The 710-nt window shown below is 42.7% G+C and carries 2 protein-coding genes; one reads left to right on the top strand and one right to left on the bottom strand.

Annotated elements, in window-relative coordinates; genetic code table 11:
- The first annotated feature begins 49 nt into the window (after positions 1 to 49).
- Positions 50 to 403: a DUF3024 domain-containing protein gene (locus tag R8O11_RS27665; protein ID WP_005462123.1), complete on the top strand. Its 354-nt coding sequence runs from the start codon at positions 50 to 52 to the stop codon at positions 401 to 403.
- Positions 404 to 407: 4 nt separating this feature from the next.
- On the opposite strand, the gene R8O11_RS27660 is transcribed toward R8O11_RS27665, so the two are convergent.
- Positions 408 to 710, bottom strand: a 303-nt coding sequence (locus R8O11_RS27660; RefSeq protein ID WP_318194930.1) for an AraC family transcriptional regulator, incomplete at its 5' end; no start/stop codon positions are given.

Raw genomic sequence — 710 nt, 5'->3', positions numbered from 1 at the left:
TTAAATGGTGCTTGGGTGTATACTAAAAACTACCTATCAGGAGAACGTCATGTCTGTTTCTCAAATGGCAACCAGCCGCTTATATAAACTGGTTCAGATTCTTTGTTCGGCGCGCAATGCGAATTTGCCGGTAGAGCAAGGAAAATGCCTTTATGAGCCAATTGAAAATGGCGTTGAACTTCACCATGCGCATTTCTTGCTAGATTCACAACACAGCGAATACACCTCGCCAATTGCAAAAATTCTATTTGATTCTCAGACTCAGCTTTGGCGCTTTTATGTTCCCGCCTCTCGCTCAGAAGAAATTCGATGGATTCCTTACAAAAAGTTGCCGCATAGTCACACGCTTGAAGATCTCCTTGCCGAACTTGAAAGCGATCCTCAAGCGTGTTTTTGGGAGTAGGGGATTAACCTCTTACTACCTGATTACGAAAGTCTTTAGGGGTGATGTTGTAAATGGATTTAAACGCGGTACTAAAGTGAGCAGCGCTCTTAAATCCAGATTCAAATGCGATTTCTGTTATCGATTTTTGTGAAACGCGCAGTTGTGTTGCCGCGTAGTTAATACGTTTCACTTTTAATATCTGAGAAAAAGAAAGGTTTTCGGCAGCAAGGCGGCGTTTTAACGTCGCAATAGACATGCTCATGTGCGCCGCTAGGCCTTCTAACGTTATATCCTTCTCAATGTTCTTTTCGATGTACTTAATGGC

This window comes from Vibrio sp. 1288 (assembly GCF_033344475.1).
This window is presented reverse-complemented; position numbering and strand designations above follow the sequence as displayed.